Source organism: Dongia sp. (assembly GCF_041906375.1).
In the GTDB taxonomy this organism is placed as follows: Bacteria; Pseudomonadota; Alphaproteobacteria; order Dongiales; family Dongiaceae; genus Dongia.
This window is the reverse complement of record NZ_JAYRJJ010000001.1, coordinates 1,333,319-1,352,048: the sequence shown is the minus strand read 5'-3', so window position 1 is coordinate 1,352,048 and position 18,730 is coordinate 1,333,319. Positions and strand designations below refer to the sequence as shown.

General features: G+C 60.8%; 16 protein-coding genes. 7 read left to right on the top strand and 9 right to left on the bottom strand.

What is annotated here, in order from left to right; all coding sequences use genetic code 11:
• The first annotated feature begins 103 nt into the window (after positions 1-103).
• Positions 104-1,036: a LysR substrate-binding domain-containing protein gene (locus ACE3OA_RS06260; RefSeq protein WP_374309013.1), complete on the top strand. Its 933-nt coding sequence runs from the start codon at positions 104-106 to the stop codon at positions 1,034-1,036.
• Here the strand turns inward: ACE3OA_RS06260 and phnY are convergent.
• From phnY to ACE3OA_RS06245, 3 genes are read right to left on the bottom strand one after another with little or no spacing between them, the layout of a single operon-like run.
• Positions 1,002-2,429 carry a phosphonoacetaldehyde dehydrogenase gene (gene phnY / locus ACE3OA_RS06255; protein WP_374309011.1) on the bottom strand — a complete coding sequence of 476 codons (1,428 nt, stop codon included), beginning with the start codon at positions 2,427-2,429 and terminating at the stop codon, positions 1,002-1,004. The two genes, ACE3OA_RS06260 and phnY, sit on opposite strands and share 35 nt — an antisense overlap.
• 11 nt (positions 2,430-2,440) lie before the next feature.
• Positions 2,441-3,691 (bottom strand): phosphonoacetate hydrolase, encoded by a 1,251-nt coding sequence (phnA, locus tag ACE3OA_RS06250; protein WP_374309009.1) that lies wholly within the window; start codon positions 3,689-3,691, stop codon positions 2,441-2,443.
• Positions 3,692-3,695: 4 nt separating this feature from the next.
• Positions 3,696-4,826 (bottom strand): 2-aminoethylphosphonate--pyruvate transaminase, encoded by a 1,131-nt coding sequence (locus tag ACE3OA_RS06245; protein WP_374309007.1) that lies wholly within the window; start codon positions 4,824-4,826, stop codon positions 3,696-3,698.
• Between the two features lie 123 nt (positions 4,827-4,949).
• Between ACE3OA_RS06245 and ACE3OA_RS06240 the strand changes: the two genes are divergently transcribed.
• From ACE3OA_RS06240 to ACE3OA_RS06230, 3 genes are all read left to right on the top strand, one after another.
• The gene (locus ACE3OA_RS06240) at positions 4,950-5,843 is read left to right on the top strand and encodes a LysR substrate-binding domain-containing protein (RefSeq protein ID WP_374309005.1); all 894 of its coding nucleotides are present in this window, start codon (positions 4,950-4,952) and stop codon (positions 5,841-5,843) included.
• Entirely contained in the window at positions 5,821-6,306 is a 486-nt protein-coding gene (locus ACE3OA_RS06235; RefSeq protein ID WP_374309003.1) for a hypothetical protein, read from the top strand. The genes ACE3OA_RS06240 and ACE3OA_RS06235 overlap by 23 nt, the downstream gene beginning before the upstream one ends.
• A 127-nt stretch (positions 6,307-6,433) precedes the next feature.
• Positions 6,434-8,761 carry an aminotransferase class III-fold pyridoxal phosphate-dependent enzyme gene (locus ACE3OA_RS06230; RefSeq protein ID WP_374309001.1) on the top strand — a complete coding sequence of 776 codons (2,328 nt, stop codon included), beginning with the start codon at positions 6,434-6,436 and terminating at the stop codon, positions 8,759-8,761.
• Positions 8,762-8,823: 62 nt separating this feature from the next.
• On the opposite strand, the gene ACE3OA_RS06225 is transcribed toward ACE3OA_RS06230, so the two are convergent.
• The 5 genes from ACE3OA_RS06225 to tpiA all read right to left on the bottom strand — a co-directional run bounded on the left by ACE3OA_RS06225 (position 8,824) and on the right by tpiA (position 14,005).
• On the bottom strand, positions 8,824-9,993 hold the full coding sequence (locus ACE3OA_RS06225) for an acyl-CoA dehydrogenase family protein (protein ID WP_374308999.1): 1,170 nt from the start codon (positions 9,991-9,993) through the stop codon (positions 8,824-8,826).
• Positions 9,994-10,096: 103 nt separating this feature from the next.
• Positions 10,097-10,942, bottom strand: a complete 846-nt coding sequence (kdsA, locus tag ACE3OA_RS06220) for a 3-deoxy-8-phosphooctulonate synthase (protein WP_374308997.1) — start codon at positions 10,940-10,942, stop codon at positions 10,097-10,099.
• Positions 10,943-11,030: 88 nt separating this feature from the next.
• Positions 11,031-12,659, bottom strand: a complete 1,629-nt coding sequence (locus ACE3OA_RS06215) for a CTP synthase (protein ID WP_374308995.1) — start codon at positions 12,657-12,659, stop codon at positions 11,031-11,033.
• Positions 12,660-12,739: 80 nt separating this feature from the next.
• Positions 12,740-13,147, bottom strand: a complete 408-nt coding sequence (gene secG, locus ACE3OA_RS06210; RefSeq protein WP_374308993.1) for a preprotein translocase subunit SecG — start codon at positions 13,145-13,147, stop codon at positions 12,740-12,742.
• 102 nt (positions 13,148-13,249) lie between these two features.
• Entirely contained in the window at positions 13,250-14,005 is a 756-nt protein-coding gene (gene tpiA, locus ACE3OA_RS06205) for a triose-phosphate isomerase (RefSeq protein ID WP_374309230.1), read from the bottom strand.
• A gap of 227 nt (positions 14,006-14,232) precedes the next feature.
• Here tpiA and ACE3OA_RS06200 point away from each other — a divergent pair, with 227 nt between their 5' ends.
• The 3 genes from ACE3OA_RS06200 to ACE3OA_RS06190 are packed head-to-tail and all read left to right on the top strand — an operon-like array spanning position 14,233 to position 18,202.
• The gene (locus ACE3OA_RS06200; RefSeq protein ID WP_374308991.1) at positions 14,233-16,119 is read left to right on the top strand and encodes a peptidyl-prolyl cis-trans isomerase; all 1,887 of its coding nucleotides are present in this window, start codon (positions 14,233-14,235) and stop codon (positions 16,117-16,119) included.
• 25 nt (positions 16,120-16,144) lie between these two features.
• Positions 16,145-17,659: an anthranilate synthase component I gene (trpE, locus tag ACE3OA_RS06195; RefSeq protein ID WP_374308989.1), complete on the top strand. Its 1,515-nt coding sequence runs from the start codon at positions 16,145-16,147 to the stop codon at positions 17,657-17,659.
• 15 nt (positions 17,660-17,674) lie between these two features.
• Positions 17,675-18,202, top strand: a complete 528-nt coding sequence (locus tag ACE3OA_RS06190) for a PAS domain-containing protein (RefSeq protein WP_374308987.1) — start codon at positions 17,675-17,677, stop codon at positions 18,200-18,202.
• A 3-nt stretch (positions 18,203-18,205) separates the two neighbouring features.
• Here ACE3OA_RS06190 and ACE3OA_RS06185 read toward each other — a convergent pair whose 3' ends face one another.
• A complete protein-coding gene (locus ACE3OA_RS06185; RefSeq protein WP_374308985.1) occupies positions 18,206-18,727 on the bottom strand; it encodes a GNAT family N-acetyltransferase in 522 nt (173 codons plus the stop codon).
• Between the last annotated feature and the right edge of the window lie 3 nt (positions 18,728-18,730).

Here is an 18,730-nt window from a genome sequence, read left to right as displayed (position 1 = left end):
TCTGCTGCGTTTGACTTCCCAAATGATGAACGAGGTTGCGGCCTGCGACAAATGAGCCTAGCTTGGCTGATCGTTAAGTACCACTTAAAGATAAAATTCGGCCATGCGACCTGCTCCCCCACCCTTCCCCTGGCTCCGTGCCTTCGAAGCGACAGCCCGGCATCTCAGCATGACGCGCGCCGCGGCCGAACTGAACATCAGCGCCTCGGCAGTGAGCCAGCAGGTCGCTTCGCTCGAAGCCTATCTCGGGCGCCCCCTTTTTCGTCGCGCCAATCGACGCTTGATGCTGACCGCCAACGGTGCGTTGATCGCCCCGAAACTCAGCAACGCCCTCAACCTGCTGCATGAGGCAATCGACGATTCCCTGCCGGCGCGCAGGCAACAGACCCTCAATGTCAAAGTCACGACCTCCTTCGGCAGCCAGTGGCTGATGAACCGGCTGGACGGATTCCGCAGCCGGCATCCCGGCCTCACGGTGCAGGTCTCGGCCACGGCTGAGCCAATCGAAAGCGACCGCTCGACCGCCGAAATCGAAATCCGCTATGGCACAGGCGATTGGCCGGATGTCGAGGCGTCGTTGCTGATCGAGGAATGCATCTTTCCGGTCTGCCACCCCGATCTGCTGCGCCGGAAGCCCGGGCTCAAGTCTCCCAAAGACCTTGCCCGGCACGATCTCATCGACGTGCCCGGCTATCCGCAGGGCTGGTCCGATTGGCTGCAGGCAGCGAAAATCTCCTTCAATTGGATGAAGCATCGCATCGCCGTCGATCAGTCGGTCATGGCCATCCAGCTGGCCCTCGAAGGGCGCGGCGTCGCACTCGGCCGCTCGCCACTCATCCAGCGGGAAATGGCCGATGGCCGCCTGGTCGTCCCCTTCTCACCTCGACTCAAGACAGGTGCCGGCTATTGGGTGGTGCACCGCCGCCGCAATGCCGAAGCGCGGAAGGTGCTAGCGTTCAAGACCTGGCTCCTTGCGCAAACCTCGGTGGCGGCGCCGAAGATTACCAAGGCAAAGAGTAAGTCTTCACATTCGTGAAGCACTTCATCGCCTCGATGACGCCTTCCTTGTAGCCGAGGCCGGAATCCTTGATGCCGCCAAAGGGCGACATCTCGATCCGGTAACCCGGCACTTCCCGGATATTGACCGTACCGACCTCCAACTCCTTGACGAAACGGGTGATATAGTCGAGCCGATTGGTGCAGATACCCGATGACAGGCCATAGGCGGTTGAATTGGAAACACGGATGGCATCATCAATATTCTTGACGCGAATGACGGGCGAGACCGGCCCGAAGGTTTCGATACGCACGAGGTCGCAATCGAACGGCACATGATCAACCACGGTCGGCGAATAGAGCGCCCCTTTGCGGATATTGCCATAGAGCAGCTTGGCGCCATGCGCGACAGCGTCGTTGACCTTATCTTCGCAATACCGTGCCGAGGCCTCGTCGATCACGGTACCCATATCGGTCTCGGGATCCATCGGGTCGCCGTACTTGATCTTCTTGGTCTTCTCCAACAGCAGTTCGACGAAGCGATCGGCGACGCTCTCGACCACGATCATACGCTTCACCGCCGTGCAGCGCTGGCCGGAGTTCTTGTAGGAACCGGCCACAGCAAGGGTCGCCGCCTCCTCCAAATCAGCGTCTTCCATGACGATGAGCGGATCGTTGCCGCCCAGTTCCAGGACGGCCCGGCGATAGCCCATATGCGCCGAGATATACTTGCCGACTGAGACACCGCCCGTGAAGGTGATGAGATCGACATTGGGATCGGTCAGCAGCGCATCGGCAATCTCGCGCGGATCGCCGGTGACGACCTGGAACATTTCCTTCGGCAGGCCGGCTTCATAGAGCACGTCGGCCAGTACCAACGCCGTCAGGGGCGTCTTCTCTGACGGCTTCAGCACCATGCGGTTGTTGGTGGCGATCGACGGTGCCACTTTATGCGCCACCTGGTTGAGCGGGTGGTTGAATGGCGTGATCGCGGAAATCGCATTCAACAACGGATCGCGCTGAGTATAGATCCGGCGCTTCTTGCCGTGAGGCGTGATATCGCAGGAGAAGATCTCGCCATCGTCCTTGATGACGATGGTCGAGGCGAGGTGGAACACGTCATAAGCGCGGCCCACTTCGTAGAGCGTGTCTTTGATGCAGAGGCCGGACTCCGCCGTGATCAGTTCGGCAATCTCTTGCCGGCGGCTGACCAGGATCTCCGCCGTTTTGCGCAGGATCTGGCTGCGGTCGGCACGGCTCAAGGTCGGCTTGTAGTTCTTCGCGGTACGGAAGGCACCAGCGATATCGTCGAGGCTCGCTTTCGGGCAGGTGCCGATCACTTCGTTGGTATAGGGATTGAACACCTCGAAATGCCGGTCACCCGCTGTCGAGCTGTTGACGGTCCGCATCTTTTCTTTGCGCAGGATACCCATATTGCGTTTCCTCAGATGGCTTTCTTCTGCGGCGTGGCCGCGGGGATGGCGTAGTTGCAGGCCAGATCGAAGGCGCTGAAATTGCGCAGGCGATAGCCCGCGGGCAGCGCCTTGAGCTTCCTGTTGACGATGACCGGCACCTGCTGCTCGGTCATGCCGCCATGGGAGCGCAACGGAACAGTGAGGCCCGAAAGATCATGCCGCGCCACCGCCGTGCCCAGCGCATGGTTCTTCGCCGAAACGGCAATGACATCACCGACACGATCTTCCGGCAATTCAAAGCGGCGGCAGCCTTCGGCGCGGTCGAGCACCAGCTCCATGCCCGGCAGCTTGGCGAGGCGCGCGATGACCGATTTGTGGTCGACCGTTTCAGGCAGGTAGATCGTAGCAAAGGAACCCAAGGCACCGTGATGGACCACATAGGGGTCGGTGATCGGCAGGATCACGCGCGCGACACCGGCGCCCAGCCATTCGTCCAACGTGTCCTGCAGGTAGATCACCTGTGGCTGGCCATCGGCACCATGCTTGTCATTCATCCCGTGGTCGGCCGTAAATACGATGGTGGCACCCATCGCTTCGAGCTGGCCCAGATAGCCATCCATCATCCGGTAGAAATCATTGGCGACCGGCGTGCCCGGCGCGTGCTTGTGCTGGATATAGTCGGTGGTCGAGAGATACATGATATCCGGCTGCTCGGCCTTCATCAGCTTGACACCGGCCGCAAACACGAATTCCGAAAGGTCGGCGCTGTAGACCGACGGCAAAGGCAGGCCCACAAAGCCCAAGGCGTTGTCGATGCCGTGCTCCGCCTTGGTGGTCTGGTCGGCTTTCTCGGCAGAGAAGCAGATCCCCTTCATTCCCTTGCCCAGCAGCAGGCGCAGCTTGTCCTTGGCCGTCACCACCGCGACCTTGGCCCCCTCGCGAGCGAAAGCGGCAAGGATCGTGTCCGCACGCAGGAATTTTGGATCGTTCATCATCACCTCCTGCCCACTTTCGCGGTCATAGAGGTAGTTGCCGCAGATGCCATGAACCGATGGCGGCGCGCCGGTGACGATGGATAGGTTATTGGGGTTAGTGAAGCTCGGCACCACACAATCGCCGATAAGGTCGCTGCCCTGGGCGATGGCCCCCTTCAACCAGGGCATGGCGCCGGCCTTCAATGCCTCTTTGAGATAATCCGGTTCGCACCCGTCGACACAAACGACGACGATCGGTTCCTGCGGCCAGGCATAGGTCTTGCCGTTGACGTTGATTGCTTTCATGAGCCTACTCCGCCGCCTTGCGCGCCGGGGCGCCATTTTTTACGTTCATCTCAGCAAGCACTGCAGAAACGGCCGCCAGAAAGGCCTTCATTTCCGTCTCGCCCAGGCGGCCGATACAGCCGATGCGGAAGGAATCCGCGACTGTGAGTTTACCTGGATAGATTACGAAATTGCGCTCGCGCAGCTTGTCGTAGAAGAGCTGGAACTGAAAGTTCGGGTCGGCCGGCATGTGGAAGGTAACGATGATCGGCGCCTGCAGATGGTCAGGCAAGAGCGTCTCGAATCCAAGCCGGCGCATGCCGTCGACCAGGATCTTGCAGTTGTTACGATAGCGACCGCCGCGACCGGCGACGCCGCCCTCCGCCTCATGTTCGTTCAGGGCCTGGTCGAAAGCGACGATGCAATGGATCGGTGGCGTGAAGCGATACTGCTTGGTCTTTTCAATATTCTGCCACTGGTCGAAGAGATCGAGCGTCAGCGCATGGGCGTTGCCCTGGGTGTGCTGCAAAGACGAGACGCGGCACAGTACGAAGCCCAGGCCCGGCACACCCTCAATGCACTTGTTCGAGGAGGCGGCCAGCGCGTCGAAGGGAACCTTGCGGCTGTCGAGTTCGATGGCGCCGAAGGCGCTCATCGCGTCGACCAGCAGTCGCTTGCCGGCATCGGCGACGACCTGTGCCACCTCGGCCACCGGGTTGAGCACGCCGGAAGTGGTTTCGCATTGCACGATGGCAACATGGGTGATGGCGGGGTCCCGGCTCAAGGCCAATTTCACCAGGGCCGGATCGACCGGCATGTCCTCAGCCCATTCCAGCGTGCTGTGCGCGCGCTTGGCGACGGCGCAGATCTTTTCCATGCGCTTGCCATAGGCGCCGTTGATGAGAATGAGCAACTTGTCCTTCGGACCGACAAAGGTGCCGATCATGGCTTCAACAGCGAAGGTGCCGCTGCCCTGCATCGGGACGGTGGTGAAAACCCCTTCCCCGCCGATAAGACCGACCAGGCGCTGGCGCATGCGGTCGTTGATGGCAATAAAGCCGGCATCGCGCGACCCCCAATCGTGCAGCATGGATTGCTTCACGCTCATCGAGGTGGTCAGCGGGCCGGGGGTCAGCAGCCAGGGATCTTGGGCCATGTCATTTTCCTCAGAGGCAGGGGTCGGCGGCAGGGGTCGGCGGGACTATCGCCGATTCATGTTGCAGCAAGATGCGCCTGGCCTTAGCATAAGTCCAATCGCTATATACGATCCGATCTATAGATGACATCAATAAGTCACTCGGCCCTTCGGGCCTTTCACGCCGTGGCGACAGAGGGCAGCTTCACCAAAGCCGCCCGGACCCTCAACGTGACCCAGCCGACCCTCTCCGGGCAGGTCAAAGGGCTGGAGGAACAGTTCGGCGTTCGCCTGTTCGACCGCCGCAAGCGCAAGATCGAACTGACCGATATCGGCCGTAATCTCCTTGACATCACCTGGCGGCTGTTCGGACTGGAAGCCGAGGCCGAGCAGGTGCTGACGGCCGCCAAGGGACTGAAAAGGGGCCATCTGCGCATCGGAGCCGACGCACCTTATCACTCGATTCCGTTCCTCGCCGCCTTCAACCGGCGCTATCCCAATGTGCGCCTCTCCATGTCGATCGGCAATTCCATGGGCTTGAAGGCCGATCTCATCGACCAGCGCTTCGACGTGGTGATCGCCGCGGACATCGGCGGAGACGCCAAGCTCCATGCCTTCCCTTTCCAGGAGGATTACCTCATTGCCTTTGTTGACCGGGCCCATCCCTGGGCCAGGAAGCGCAAGATCCGCCTTGAGGAATTGGCCGGGCACCGGCTGGTGCTGCGCGAGCCGGCATCCACTACCCGGCGCGCCTTCGACGCCGCCATCGCCAAAGCCGGCATCCAGACTGGCGAGGTCCTGGAAATCGGCAGCCGCGAAGCCATCCGCGAAGGGGTCGCCGCGGGCCTCGGTATCGGCATCGTCGCCCGCTCCGAATTCGGCGACGACATGCGCCTCAAGGCGCTGGAATTCGAGGGCCCCCGCATCAAATCGACCGAATTCGTCGCTTGTCTTGCCGATCGGCGCGGCACGCCTTTGGTCAAAGCTTTTCTCGAAGTCGCCAGGGAGACCGCCGGTGATGGCCGTTCCGCGCTTTAGCAGCCTATTTCTTTTGGTCATGCTTGCCCTGGCCGCTCCTGCCGCGGCCCAGGAGGTTGCCGAATGGGAGCGCAGTTCAGCCAAGAAGATCGACTATGCCAACATGGTCACCAAGAAGGGTGAACTCTTCGGCTTCTATTGCCGCGAATTGAAGAATAAATTCGTCGGCGGCCTGGTCATGAAGATGCCGCTATTCACCACAATGGTGCGGGACGAGCAGACTTACTCCCTAAACATCGTCATCGATGGCAATCGCGATAGCGTCACCCTCAAGGCCAAAGATATCGAATTGTGGTTCGAGGCGGTCGATCTCAACCAGCAACTGATCCTGGCCCGGCTCTATGAGAGCATCAAATCCAGCCATCGCCTGCAAATGGGCATAGCGTCGATTGGCTGGCGTGGCAGCTATGACTATGACAATGCGGCCGAGAAGCTCGACGGATTGATGGATAAGTGCCTCTAGGGCGAAATCCTGTCGCATATCGCCGCTTTGCCATGCGGTTTGATCCCACCCCCTCCGACACTGCCGTGCATTGACGGCCCAATGTGCCGCCCCTTACGCTGCGCCGCCAATCGGGGAGTGGGCTATCATGAAGTTTCTGCGCGCCAATGCACCGCGCCTTCCGCTGTCGACCATCGCAACTGCAGCACGCGAGCATTTCGGCCTTGAAGGGGATTTGTCGCCGCTTTACAGCGAGCGCGATCAGAATGTCCGTTTGCGTGGCGCCGACGGCAGCGCCTGGGTTCTGAAAATTAGCAATGCGGCTGAAGACCCGGCCATCATCGACTGTCAGATCGCCGTCTTGCGCCATATCGAAAACATTGACCCGACCATCCCCGTGCCGCGCGTGCATCCGACATTGGACGGCGCGCCCACCAAGAAGATCAAGGCTGAGGACGGGCAGGAACACATCTTCTATGTCTTCTCCTATCTCGACGGGCGGATCGCCGGGACCGCCAATTTGGACACGCCGCTCTACACCAAGATCGGCACCATGGTGGCGCGGCTCGGACGGGCCATGCGCGGCTTCTTTCATCCGGCCGCCGGCACGCGGGAACTCCTGTGGGATGTCCGCATGTCGCCGCGTCTATTGCCCCATGTCGAACTGCTGGCCAGTGCCGAACATCGCCGCGTCGCAAGGGATATTCTGATCCGCTTTCGAGATGGGACGTTGCCGAAGCTGCCAGCACTTCGATCGCAGCTCATTCATGGCGACGTACACGAGCACAATCTCATTCTCACCGAGACGACACCACCTGAAATTGCCGGCATTATCGACTTCGGCGACATGATCCATGGGCCGCTGGTGCTGGATTTGGCCGATACGATTGCCGATTTCGCCCTCGATCCCTCGCGCATCGAGGAAGTCCTGACTTCGATCGCAGGCGCCTACAACGCCGTGACGCCACTGGAAGATGTGGAAATCGACCTGCTCTACGACCTCGTCATGGCGCGCTTGCTGATCACCCCGCTGACCAATGCCGTGCGTGCCAAAGAGACACCGGACGAACCGAACTACATGGCGGAATATGGCGACAATGCGATCGATGTCTGCCTCGCGATCGAAGAAATGGGCCGAAGGGCCTTCACAGATGCCGTGCGAGACGCCTGCGGGCTGCCGACAGTACATGCCGACGCATCGATCGACATGCTCATCGAGCGTCGCAAGAGGACGATGGGTTCGCGCCTTTATGTTTTCTACGATCCGCCCTTGCACATGGTGCGTGGGCAAGGCGTGTGGCTAACCGATGCCGGCGGCAGGCGCTATCTCGACTGCTACAACAATGTGCCACATGTCGGCCATTGCCATCCGCAGGTGGTTGAAGCGCTGACGCGGCAGATCCGTACGCTCAACACCAACACGCGCTATCTTGGTGAGCAGGTCTTGGAATATAGCGAGCGCCTGGGTGCCACCCTGCCCGGCAAGCTGAAGGTCTGCGCCTTCGTCAATTCCGGTTCCGAGGCCAACGACATTGCCTGGCGCATGGCCAAGACCTATACGGGGAATGCCGGCGGCATCACCATGGATTTCGCCTATCACGGGATCACCGACGCCGTTGATGCGTTCTCGCCTTCCGGCAATATGAAGAACAGTGTACCGCCGCATATGCGCGCCCTCACGCCGCCAGACGGCTACCGCGGCGAACATCGCTATGGCACGCCGGATTGGGGGCGCAAATATGCCACCGATGCCGACCGCGCCATCGCTTCACTGGCGGAAGCCGGCATGAAACCGGCAGCATTCATGATCGACTCCGCCCTCATGACCAATGGCGTGCTCGAACCTCAGCCGGGTTATGTGGCCGCAGTCTTCAGGAAGATCCGTGCCGCCGGCGGCCTCTGCATCGGTGACGAAGTGCAATCCGGATTCGGCCGCATGGGTACCTATATGTGGGGCCACACCCATCACGATGTCGTGCCGGATATCGTCACCATCGGCAAGCCAGCCGGCAACGGCCACCCACTCGGTATCGTCATCACGACGCCCGAGATCATGGAGTCCTTCCTGAAGGAATTCTCTTTCTTCTCCACCTTCGGCGGCAACAATGTCTCCTGCGCCGCAGGGCTCGCGGTGCTCGACGTCATCGAGCGCGAAGGACTGATCGAGAATGCCCGGGTGGTCGGCGATTACTTGAAGTCTGGCATAAAGACTCTGATGGCAAGGCACGCGCTTATCGGCGACGTGCGTGGAACGGGCCTTGCGCTGGGCGTCGAGCTGGTAACCGATCGCCAGGCGCTGACGCCGGCCGCCGCCGAAACCAAACGCCTCCTCAACCTCATGCGCGACGAAGGCGTGCTGATCGGCAGCGAGGGCATCCTCGGCAACATCCTGAAGATCCGCCCGCCGATTGTGTTCCAGAAGGAACATGCAGATATTGCCATCGCGGCATTGGACCGGGCGCTGTCGAGGATCTAGCTCGCTTTACCGTCATGGTCGACGAAGGCCGACCATGACGGTAAAGGTGACAACTGTTGGCATCAGCCTGCCCACCCCGTATAGATCCCCAGCCCTCGCTTCTTGATCTGCCCCGCGATGATCACGCGCTGGATCTCGGAAGTACCTTCCCAGATGCGGTCGACACGAACATCACGGTAGAGCCGTTCGACAGGGTTCTCGCGCATGTAACCCCGCCCGCCCAGGATCTGCAGCGCTTTGTCGACGACACGGCCGGCCATCTCTGAATTGTAGAGCTTCAACGCCGACGCCTTGGCATGCATCAGCTTAGGGTCCATGCCCTCGTTGAGCTCAGCGCCGACGCGATACAGGAAGGATTTGGCCGCCATGATCTCGACCGCCATATCGGCCAGCATGAATTCGATCGCCTGGAAATCGCGGATCGGCTTGCCAAATTGAATCCGGCCGGCGGCATAGTCGTTGGCGATCTCGGTGGCACGGATGGCGGCGCCGAGGCAATGCGCCGCAATTTCCACCCGTGTTTCGGTGAACCATTCCTTGGTGAGGTCGAAACCCTGCCCTACTTCACCGAGGCGTCGGTTGTCTTCGACCTCCACATTGTCGAACACCATTTCATAGTGCTCGTAGAGATAGGAGTGCATGAATTGCGGGATGCGCTTGATCTTCACCCCCGGCGCGTCCATGTCGACGATGAAGAGCGTCGGCTTGGAGGCATCGCCATCGACATGAGCATGAACGATGACGACGGTCGAGGCATCGGCCGAGGTCACAAACCATTTCTCGCCGTTGATGACCCACTTGCCGTTCTTGCGCACGGCGCTGGTCTTGACCAGGGACGGGTCGGATCCGGCACCTTCTTCGGTGATGGCAAAGCAGGAGCGACCCTTGCCGGCATTGAAGGGCAGTAGAAAGGTCTCGCGCTGCCAGGGTGTGCCACGGCGCAATGGCGTCGACGCCTTCCAGACGACGGTCCACATGCCGCAGGTCGATTTGCCGATCTCTTCGGCGACAAGGATCTGCTGCATCGGTGTGTAGCCCTGGCCGCCATCGGCCTGGCTGTGGATATAGCCGTTGAGTTTATGTGCGATGACCTGCTGGCGAATCTCAGCCAGTGTCGACTTGCCGAGCTTCCGCTCATCGCAGGCGATCTCATGCGGAAACAGGTGCTTCTCTGTAAAGTCACGCGCGCGCGCCTGTACGGCGCGGTCTTCAGCACTCAGCTTGAAATCCATAGCGACACTCCCCTTGAACGTCCGTTCAATAGGATCATAAGGGGCGAAAATTGAGGCGGCAACCGGCTGTATGCAGGTCCAGGTTCGTCTGGAGCCTTGCCACTTATCGAATGTCGAGCGGCGCTAATCCTTTGATCAGATCGTCCAGCGTCTTCATCTGCTGCAGGAAGGCCGGCAGTTTGTCGAGCGGCAACGCACAGGGTCCGTCGCATTTGGCGTTGTCGGGGTCGGGATGCGCCTCAATAAAGAGGCCGGCGATTCCCACCGCAAGGCCGGCACGGGCCAGTTCGGCGACCTGTGCGCGGCGGCCGCCCGAGGCGCCCGCCATCGGGTCACGCATCTGCAGGGCATGGGTCGCATCGAAGATGATCGGCAGATTGCCACTCACCGACTTCATGGTGCGGAATCCCAGCATATCGACCACCAGATTGTCGTAGCCGAAGCAGCTGCCCCGCTCGCAGAGCAGGATCTTTTCATTGCCGCATTCCCGGACCTTCTCGACGATGTTCTTCATCTGCGGCGGGCTGAGGAACTGCGGCTTCTTGATGTTGATGATCGCCCCCGTCCGCGCCATCGCATCGACCAGATCGGTCTGCCGCGCGAGGAAGGCTGGAATCTGAATGATGTCGCAAACGTCGGCAACCGGGGCTGCCTGCGCCTCGGTGTGCACGTCGGTCAGAACGGGCACGCCGAAATGCTTCTTGATGTCGCCCAGCAGCTTCAGTCCCTCATCCATGCCGGGTCCGCGGTAGGAATGAATCGACGAGCGGTTGGCCTTGTCGTAGGAGCCCTTGAAAATATAGGGAATGCCGAGCTTGGCGGTTGCTTGACAGAACGCATCGGCAACGCGGAACGCCGTGTCGCGGTCTTCGAGGACATTCATGCCGCCGATCATCACCATCGGCTTGTCATTGGCGATATCGATTTTTCCGACGCGAATCGTGGTCATGTCAGCTGCAGCCTATTGAATGTCCGGCCACCTTGCGGCAGCGAGTTGGTCGCGCGCAGCCTGTCGGAGCCAGCGCTTCGGCAAGCAATCAAACCAGGCGCGATTGGTTGACCGCGGCCTCGATGAAAGACACGAACAAGGGATGTGGTTCGAACAGGCGCGACTTCAGTTCCGGATGGAACTGCACGCCAACGAACCACGGATGGCCGGGAATTTCGACAATCTCGGGCAGGACACCATCGGGTGACATGCCGGAGAATCTGAGGCCGACCTTCTCCAGCCGCTCCTTGTAGTGATAGTTCACTTCGTAGCGATGGCGATGCCGTTCGCTGATGGCCAGCTTATCGCCATAAATATGCGAAACGAGCGAGTCTTTGGTCAGCATGCATTCATAGGCACCAAGGCGCATGGTACCGCCGAGATCGCTGTCCTTGGCGCGCTTTTCCAGCACATTGCCGCGCACCCATTCCGTCATCAATCCCACGACCGGTTCGTCGCAAGGCCCGAACTCGGTCGACCCGGCCTTAGACACGCCCGCCAGATTGCGCGCCGCCTCGATGACCGCCATCTGCATGCCAAAGCAAATGCCGAAATAGGGAATCTTGCGCTCGCGGGCGAACTTCACGGCCTGGATCTTGCCTTCCGAACCGCGCTCGCCGAAGCCACCCGGCACCAGAATGCCGTGAACGCCTTCGAGATGCTGCACGGCGTCTTCGCGTTCGAAGACTTCGCTGTCGATCCAGTTGAGGTTGACCTTGGCATTGTTACTGATGCCGCCGTGACGCAGAGCCTCGGCCAGGGACTTGTAGGCATCCAGCAGCGAAATGTATTTGCCGACGATGGCGATGGTCACCTCGCCTTCCGGCTGGCGGATGCGGCTGACCAACGCGTCCCAGCGCGAGAGGTCCGGAGCCGGCGCCGTCAAGCCGAAATGGCGCAGCACTTCGTCGTCATAGCCTTCGGCGTGATAGGCACCGGGGACGGCATAAATGGTATCAACGTCGAGCGCCTGAATGACGGCCGACGGGCGCACATTGCAGAATTGGGCGATCTTGCGGCGACTGTCGGCCGGCACTTCGCGGTCGCAGCGGCACAGCAGAATATCCGGCTGGATACCGACCGATTGCAGCTCCTTCACAGAATGCTGAGTAGGCTTGGTCTTCAACTCGCCGGCGGCGGGGATCCAGGGCACCAATGTGAGATGCACGAACATCGAGCGTTCCGGCCCGACCTCATTGGCAAATTGGCGAATGGCTTCGAGGAAAGGCAGGCTTTCGATGTCGCCCACCGTGCCGCCGATCTCGCACAGGACGAAGTCTTCGTCCTGGATGTCGCTCTTGATCCAATCCTTGATCGCATCGGTGATGTGCGGAATGACCTGGATGGTGGCACCCAGATAGTCGCCGCGGCGCTCCTTGGCGATCACTTCGGAATAGATGCGGCCGGTGGTGACGCTGTCCGAGCGGCGGCATGAAATGCCCGTAAAGCGCTCGTAATGGCCGAGATCGAGATCCGTTTCGGCGCCGTCATCGGTCACATAGACTTCGCCATGCTGGTACGGGCTCATCGTGCCCGGATCGACATTGATGTAGGGGTCGAGCTTGCGCAGCCGGACCTTGAATCCGCGCGCCTGCAGCAAAGCGCCGAGCGCTGCTGACGAGAGACCCTTGCCGAGAGAGGAGACCACGCCGCCGGTGATAAAAATGAATCGCGTCATGGGAGGTCCTTATGGAACGAGTCGGGGCCTTCCGGCAAGCGCTCTGTCGCTGCCGGTGCAAGGCCCTGATTAAGCATGGTTTATTGACCGGAAGGCGCGGCCGGTGCGGCCGGCTGAACCGGAACGGTGTTGGCGGCACCCGAGTCGCCCGCCGGAACGGTGCCGGCCGGCGCATCGCCAACAGGTGCTGCCGGGGCAGTTGTCGTGGTGGGCGTGCTGCCGACCAGGGTCGACGTCGCACTACGATGGCTGTCCGAGAAGGCCAGGAACAGGCTGGTGCAGAAGAAGCCCAAGGCCAGCCAACGCGTGGTCTTGGTCAGCAGATTGGCCTGCTGGCGACCCGACAGGAACCCCGACATGCCGCCGGAAGCGCCGCCACCAAGGCCACCCATCCCACCCTCATTCTTTTGGGTCAGGATAATGCCAATAAGGAAGATCGTGATGATGACGTGAATCGCCAGGACGATCGGGAACAGGGCTCCCAGCATGGACGTGCTCGCAAGTTCTTGAAAAGTCGTAATTCGGCGCGGGTTCTAGCGGTTTTCCGGCGGAATGGCCAGCGCCAATTTAGCCAGTTCGGCGATCCGGGGCTAACCCGCCGATTTCGCCGCCCCTTCGGCAATGCCCCAGAAATCCTCGGCCTTCAGGCTGGCGCCGCCCACAAGGGCACCGTTAACCTCGGGCACCGCCATCAATTCCGCCGCATTCGTCGGCTTCACCGACCCACCATATAGGATGCGCATTGCCGCCCCGCCAGAGACACGCTGTTTGAGTAGCCCGCGAATATGGCGATGCATCGCCTCGACGTCGCCGACCGTCGGTGTCTTGCCAGTGCCGATTGCCCAGACAGGTTCATAAGCGATCACGGCATTTTCCGCCGTCGCGTCGGCTGGAACCGACTCAACGATCTGTTTTTCAACGATTTTATTCTGATCACCGGCATTCCGCTGCGCTTCGGTCTCGCCGACGCAGATGATGGCTACAAGGCCGGCACCGATCGCTGCCTTGGCCTTGCTGGCAACCAGGACTGAGCTTTCGCTATGATCGGTGCGCCGTTCCGAATGTCCCAGAATCACATAGCAGCACCCAAGGTCCACCAGCATCGCCGCCGATACATCGCCCGTATGCGCGCCGCTGCCGGCCGTATGGCAGTCCTGGCCACCGAGAGCTATTCCCGCCCCCTTGAGCTGGCTGCCCACGGCCGCGAGATAGGGAAAAGGCGGGCAAAGCAGCAGATCCACGGGCAGCACTGCCTTCTGGTGACGGGCCTTGATGTCGGCGACCAGTCCGGCCGCCATGGCCAAGCTGCCGTTCATCTTCCAATTGCCGGCCACCAAGGACCGAATACCCGGCGTCGCCATATCGCAAATGCCCCTTAATCTTTGAGGAATCGTCAGTGCCCGAAATCCAGATGCCGGGCCGTATAACATGCCCCCACCACCCCGCCAATGCGGCGGATTCCGGCCCTTGCTCGCCCCCTGCCCCCTCCCTATGATGCGCGCCGCCCCGAAAGGGGCCCATCATCAAAGCCGGCAACGCTTTTGCGGCGCAGAAAACAGGTTAATCGGGGACCATGCTCAGCTCCATTCGCAAACACGCACGCTCCTGGGTCGTCAAGGCGCTGTTCGGCCTTCTGATCGCGGCGTTTGCCGTCTGGGGTATCGGCGACGTCTTCCGCGGCGCCAAGACGGCAAAGCCGATCCTGAAAATCGGCAAGAATTTCGAGTATACGCGAGCCGATTTCGACCGCGAGTTGAAGCTGTCGCTGCAGCGCGTTTCCCAGATGCAAGGCATCCAGGTAACGCCTGAGATGTTCGCAGCCTTCGGTGGCGCCCAGCGCCTGGTCGACCAGGCCGAAAGCAAGGGCCTGCTGCAGGCCTATGGCGAGAAGCTGGGCATCGACGTGCCCCAGGCGGCGGCGGTGCAGGCCATCGAAAGCGACCCCGACTTTGCCAATCAGACCGGTCAATTCGATCGCGCCCGTTTCGAGTATTTCCTGCGCCAGATGGGTCAGAGCGAAGCGCAATATGTCGAAACGATCCGCGGCCAGCTCCGCGCCAATCAAGTGCTGGTGGCGATGATGGGCGCCGTGCAGGCCCCTGAACCGCTCGTGGGCGCGGTCTATCGCTATACGCAGGAGCAGCGCAGCGCCGAACTGCTCACCATTCCTACCGCGTCGATCGCCGATGCTGGCACCCCGGACGATGCTGCCCTGAAAAAGTGGCACGAGGATCACGCTGAGAAGTACAAGGCGCCCGAATACCGCGCGGCATTGCTGGTGCAGATGACGCCTGCAGATTTCGTCCAGGACGTTACCGTCACGGACGAGGAAATCCAGGCCGAGTACGATTCCCGCAAAGCCGAGTTCTCCACGCCGGAAGTGCGCGATGTCGAGCAGGTCGTGGTTCAGGACCAAGCCGTTGCCGACAAGATCATCGCGGCGGTCAAGGGTGGCCAAAAGTTTGCCGACGCCGTGAAGGCCGAGACGCAAGGCGATCCCGTGGTCCTCGGCCAGATCACCAAGGATAAGCTGCCGCCCGACATTGCCGACGCCGTCTTTGCGCTGCCAGCCGATGGCGTGTCGGAACCGCTGAAGAGCCCCTTCGGCATCCATGTCGCACATGTCCAGTCGATCCTCCCGGGCAGCACCAAGACGCTTGAGGATGTGAAGGGCGAGATCCGCAACAGCCTGGCCCTAGGCCGCGCGGCGGATGCGATGGAGACCGTGCGAGAGCAATTGCAGGACGAACTCGCCGGCGGCACGTCGCTCGAAGAGGCTGCCAAGAAACTGCAATTGAAGGCACAGAAGCTCGATGCGGTTGATGCCACCGGCAAGGACACTGCCGGCACCGATCTCGCCATCGCGCCGGATGCGATCAGTCTGATCTTCAGCACCGAACCCGGAGATCCCAGCGACATTGCGGCGCTCAATGACGGCTCATATGCAGTTGCGCAAGTGACCGGTGTAACCGCACCGACCGTCAAACCGCTTGATGAGGTCAAGGATCAGGCGATCCAGGACTGGATCGCCGCCAAGCAGCTTGAATTGGCCAGGGCCAAGGCCCAGGCGCTCGCCGACAAGCTTAAGTCGGATGGCGATCTCGCCGCCGAAGCGACAGCGCTTGGCCTCACCATCAAGGTCAGCAAGCCCTTCTATCGCGGCGAAGGCGATCCCGAAAACGGCGTTGACCCAGTGCTGGCCCAGGCACTGTTCAAGCTGAAGGTCGGCGAACTCACGGTCGGAGAGAGTGGCGAAGGACCCGTGGTTGCGCGCCTTACCGGCGTGACCCCGGCTACGCCGGAGACCCATGCCGACGAGGTCAAACAATTGTCGGAACGCGTCGCCCAATCCCTCGCCGGCGATCTGCAGCAGCAATTCTACGACGCTCTAAAGAACGAGATCCCCGTCGAACGCGACGATGCGCAGTGGCAAAGCCTGATCACTCAGTCTGACCAGTAAGCGCAACATCAACGGGATTTCGATCATGAAAGTGGAACCAGATTTCGAGCGATTTGCCGGCGGCCACGAAGCCGGAAAGCCGCAATTGGTCTGGACACGGCTGATCGCCGATCTCGAGACGACCATCTCGGTCATGCTGAAGCTGGCTGATGGGCGTACCAATTCCATTCTGCTGGAATCGGTCGAAGGCGGCGCCGTGCGCGGTCGCTATTCCATCATCGGCCTGAAGCCCGATCTCATCTGGCGCTGCCGCGGCAACGCCGCCGAGATCAATCGCAATGCCCGTTTTGAGCCGGAAAAATTCGTGCCCGAAAAGGCGCCGGCGCTGGATTCGCTGCGCGCCCTTATCAAGGAAAGCCGCATTGAAGTTCCTGCCGGGCTTCCGCCGATGGCCTCCGGCCTGTTCGGCTATCTCGGCTATGACATGGTACGTCAGGTCGAAAAGCTGCCGGAACTGAAGCCCGACAAGCTCGGCCTCCACGACAGCATCTTCCTGCGCCCGACCCTGATTGCGATCTTCGACAATGTCGAAGACTCGCTCACCATCGTAACGCCGGTCTGGAACACGGACGGCCTCAACGCACGCGCTGCCTACAACCAGGCGCTGGAGCGGTTGAACGACATCGTCGCCGATCTCGATCGGGGCCTGCCGCAACAGGCCGGCGCCATCGACCTTGCCGACCTGCCGGAACCCAAGTCCAACATGACACGGGAATATTTCGGCGAGATGGTCGCCAAGGCCAAGGAATACATCCTGGCCGGCGATATCTTCCAGGTCGTGCTGTCGCAGCGTTTCTCGTTGCCGTTCAAGCTGCCGCCCTTCGCTCTCTATCGTTCTTTGCGCCGTCTCAACCCGTCGCCTTTCCTGTTCTTCCTCGATCTTGGCGGTTTCACCATCATCGGCTCCAGCCCGGAAATCCTGGTGCGGTTGCGCGATGACAAAGTCACGATCCGCCCCATCGCCGGCACGCGGCCGCGTGGCAAGACCCCGGAAGAGGACAAAACGAATGCGGCCGACCTGCTGGCCGATGAAAAGGAACGTTCCGAGCATCTGATGCTGCTCGACCTCGGCCGCAACGATGTCGGCCGCGTGGCATCGATCGGCTCAGTCAAGGTGACCGAGAAGTTCACCATCGAAAACTACAGCCACGTCATGCACATCGTCTCGAATGTCGAAGGCAGGATCGACGCCAAATACGATGCGATGGATGCGTTGATGGCCGGCTTCCCGGCCGGGACGGTCTCCGGCGCGCCGAAGGTGCGCGCGATGGAAATCATCGAGGAACTGGAACCCGAGCGCCGCGGAGTCTATGGCGGCGCCGTCGGCTACTTCGCCGCCGATGGTTCAATGGATACCTGCATCGCCTTGCGCACCACGGTGATCAAGGACGGCACCATGTATGTCCAGGCCGGGGCCGGAATCGTCAACGATTCCGTGGCGGAAAGCGAGTTTCAGGAATGCCATCACAAGGCGCGCGCCCTGATCCGTGCTGCCCAGGAAGCTGTTCTCTTTGCTCAAGGTGGCAGCCGAAACCGTTAACGTTACTGAGGATCGATGCTGGTCGAACTCGACATTCCATACGAGAAAGTGACATCGCCGATGGTGCGGCGATTCCACGACATATGGAACGCCAAGCGCGGCGACCGGCAAATGCCGAACTGGCAGGATTTCGACCCCGCCGAGATGCGTGCAATCCTGCCCAACATGATCGTGACGTCGATAGAGGCGTCGCCGTTCCGCATCTACTACCGTCTCGTCGGTACCAAAGCGGCAAGCTTCCGCCACGAACTGACCGGCCGATATCTGGATCAGATCGAAGAGTTTCCCGAAGAGGTACGTACTGAGCTTGCCAAGGAATACCGGTTGGTTTGCGAGCAGAAGCGGCCGACCTATTCAAGGGATGTCCTGCAGACCAAGTTCGGCCACACACAGACATTCTTCGGTTCGATCTTTCCCCTGTCCAGCGATGGCATCACGGTCGACCGCTGCATCGCCATCGAGGATTACGAGGGCACCCGGCCGGATGATATCGCGCCGGCGGATGCTGGGCGCGGCTATGGCGTCAAGCCGCCGCGCAATTAGTGATCAGCCGACAGCGCCCGCATCGGGGTTGTCTTCAGCCTGCATCTCGAGATCGAAGCGCTGCTCGCGCATCATTCGACCCCAGGTATTGGCCTCCTGCTCTTCGACCAGCTTGAAACCCGACTGCTCGTAGAGCCGACGGGCCGAGTCGAGACCGGCGAAAGTATAGAGATAGATCCGCCGATAATCCCGTTCGCGGCAGAAACCCAAGGCGCGGTCGAGCAATTGCTTGCCAAGGCCTGTCCGCTGCGCTTCCGGCGCCACGATGAACCAGCGCAGATGCGCGCCGCGTCCGGCATGATCACTGCTGTCGATGGCAATCGACCCCAGAAAACGCTCGTCGGGCCTTTTGGCGACCAGAAGCAGATCTCGATCGTGATTCATGTTGATGACGAAGCTGGCGAGGTCGGCCGCGAGCTTTGCCTCGAACTTCATGCCGAAGGACCAGGCCTGCGCGTAATAGCGCGCATGGGTACCGAGAATATCCGCAATAATTCCAGGATAATACTCATGGTCAAATCGCATCGT

Bases quoted from the DNA above. Each gene is read 5' to 3' on its own strand.
- ACE3OA_RS06260 (WP_374309013.1), top strand. From the start codon at position 104: ATGCGACCTGCTCCCCCACCCTTCCCCTGGCTCCGTGCCTTCGAAGCG.
- phnY (WP_374309011.1), bottom strand. From the start codon at position 2,429: ATGGGTATCCTGCGCAAAGAAAAGATGCGGACCGTCAACAGCTCGACA.
- phnA (WP_374309009.1), bottom strand. From the start codon at position 3,691: ATGAAAGCAATCAACGTCAACGGCAAGACCTATGCCTGGCCGCAGGAA.
- ACE3OA_RS06245 (WP_374309007.1), bottom strand. From the start codon at position 4,826: ATGGCCCAAGATCCCTGGCTGCTGACCCCCGGCCCGCTGACCACCTCG.
- ACE3OA_RS06240 (WP_374309005.1), top strand. From the start codon at position 4,950: ATGACATCAATAAGTCACTCGGCCCTTCGGGCCTTTCACGCCGTGGCG.
- ACE3OA_RS06230 (WP_374309001.1), top strand. From the start codon at position 6,434: ATGAAGTTTCTGCGCGCCAATGCACCGCGCCTTCCGCTGTCGACCATC.
- ACE3OA_RS06225 (WP_374308999.1), bottom strand. From the start codon at position 9,993: ATGGATTTCAAGCTGAGTGCTGAAGACCGCGCCGTACAGGCGCGCGCG.
- kdsA (WP_374308997.1), bottom strand. From the start codon at position 10,942: ATGACCACGATTCGCGTCGGAAAAATCGATATCGCCAATGACAAGCCG.
- ACE3OA_RS06215 (WP_374308995.1), bottom strand. From the start codon at position 12,659: ATGACGCGATTCATTTTTATCACCGGCGGCGTGGTCTCCTCTCTCGGC.
- secG (WP_374308993.1), bottom strand. From the start codon at position 13,147: ATGCTGGGAGCCCTGTTCCCGATCGTCCTGGCGATTCACGTCATCATC.
- ACE3OA_RS06200 (WP_374308991.1), top strand. From the start codon at position 14,233: ATGCTCAGCTCCATTCGCAAACACGCACGCTCCTGGGTCGTCAAGGCG.
- trpE (WP_374308989.1), top strand. From the start codon at position 16,145: ATGAAAGTGGAACCAGATTTCGAGCGATTTGCCGGCGGCCACGAAGCC.
- ACE3OA_RS06190 (WP_374308987.1), top strand. From the start codon at position 17,675: ATGCTGGTCGAACTCGACATTCCATACGAGAAAGTGACATCGCCGATG.
- ACE3OA_RS06185 (WP_374308985.1), bottom strand. From the start codon at position 18,727: ATGCGATTTGACCATGAGTATTATCCTGGAATTATTGCGGATATTCTC.